Here is a 1278-nt window from a genome sequence, read left to right as displayed (position 1 = left end):
TTCGCGGGTCAATCTTGCCCGCCGTCAGGCAGAAACTCCACTTATCGCGCTGTTCAGATTTGCGGGACCAGCTCAGTGTCGGCCTTGGCGTATGGTTCATTTTGCCGGGTGGGCTGGCCGGTAAGAGCGAGGGTGTTCGTACGAGCGACAATACGCTTATCGATAAGGTCAAATCAACCTGGCGAGCACAGGATGGTGAGACAGCGGAGCAAATCTTCACTAAGGTCTCAAAGGTAGCACACTTCATCCCCAGGGGATGGGAGGTTGGTCAAAAGACCGACTCGGGCGAGCCAGTTATCTTTTCGTGGGCCAAACACCGGGCCGATAAAACAAAGGAAGAGTACACGGTCACGTGGGAGGTGGCGCCCGATGGCACAATGAAAATTGTGGCGCCGTATGCAAGGCCGATGGAACTAGGCTGGCAAGCGTTCGCACTCTCGCTCATTGCGGACGAAGTGACAAACGACGAAAGCGGCGTGAACCGTCACTTTCTGCATAATCCCGCCAACTTCAACTTCGTAACCACCGCGCAGGGCAAGTTGGGCGATCTTCTGCGGCGTGGCCGCTGTTCTATCGACGAGCCGGTTGGAGTGCATTACTCGCCGAGGATAGATGAGCAGCAAACCGCGAAGGGCGGGCTGTGGCGCGTCGAGCTTTCGGTCGACTGCAATGTTCCCGGACCTAGTTATTTCACCCGCGACGAAGTCATCATTTTCGAGAAGCGCGAAGGGCAAGATTGGGAGCCACAATCGTTCTTTGCCAAGCTTATCGCCACGTATGCACCCGGCTCTTGGTTTAAGCTTGCCGACCCGAAAGATCAGGAAGCGTTCGAGGCGGGCAAGAAGAAGTTGTCAAAATGACGTTCGCTGTCGATGCGTCGAGCGTTGACCTGCCACTGAGTATTTCCTCCAGTAGGAGTTAGAGTCCGGCCCGAAGAAGGACGGACAGATGAAGCGAGCAAGGTTCACAGAAGAGCAGATTATCGCGGTGTTGAAGGAGCATGAGGTCGGAGCGAAGACGGCCGACCTAGCTCGCAAGCACGGGGTCTCCGAAGCGACGATCTACAATTGGAAGGCCAAATTCGGCGGCATGGACGTTTCCGAGGCGAAGCGGCTGAGGGTCCTGGAGGAGGAGAACGCGAAGCTGAAGAAGCTTCTGGCCGAGCAGATGCTCGATGCGGCCGCCCTTCGCGAGCTCCTTTCAAAAAATGTATGACCCGCCCCGCCCGTGCAAGGTCGTTTAATGAGGACGATGCAGTCTGCACAAATGTATCCGGCC

General features: G+C 56.4%; 1 protein-coding gene and 1 pseudogene. Both read left to right on the top strand.

All coding sequences use genetic code 11. The annotated features are described in order from the left end of the window. Positions 1-860 (top strand): hypothetical protein (locus D6B98_RS39595; protein WP_349644836.1); only part of this gene is annotated, 860 nt, incomplete at its 5' end. A gap of 88 nt (positions 861-948) precedes the next feature. Beyond that, a pseudogene (locus D6B98_RS39590) lies at positions 949-1212 on the top strand (transposase); the annotation flags it as partial. Between the last annotated feature and the right edge of the window lie 66 nt (positions 1213-1278).

It is taken from the genome of Bradyrhizobium sp. LVM 105 (assembly GCF_003957705.1).
Taxonomy (GTDB): domain Bacteria; phylum Pseudomonadota; class Alphaproteobacteria; order Rhizobiales; family Xanthobacteraceae; genus Bradyrhizobium; species Bradyrhizobium frederickii.
The sequence above is the reverse complement of the archived record's forward strand: the minus strand, read 5'-3'. Positions and strand labels throughout refer to the sequence as shown.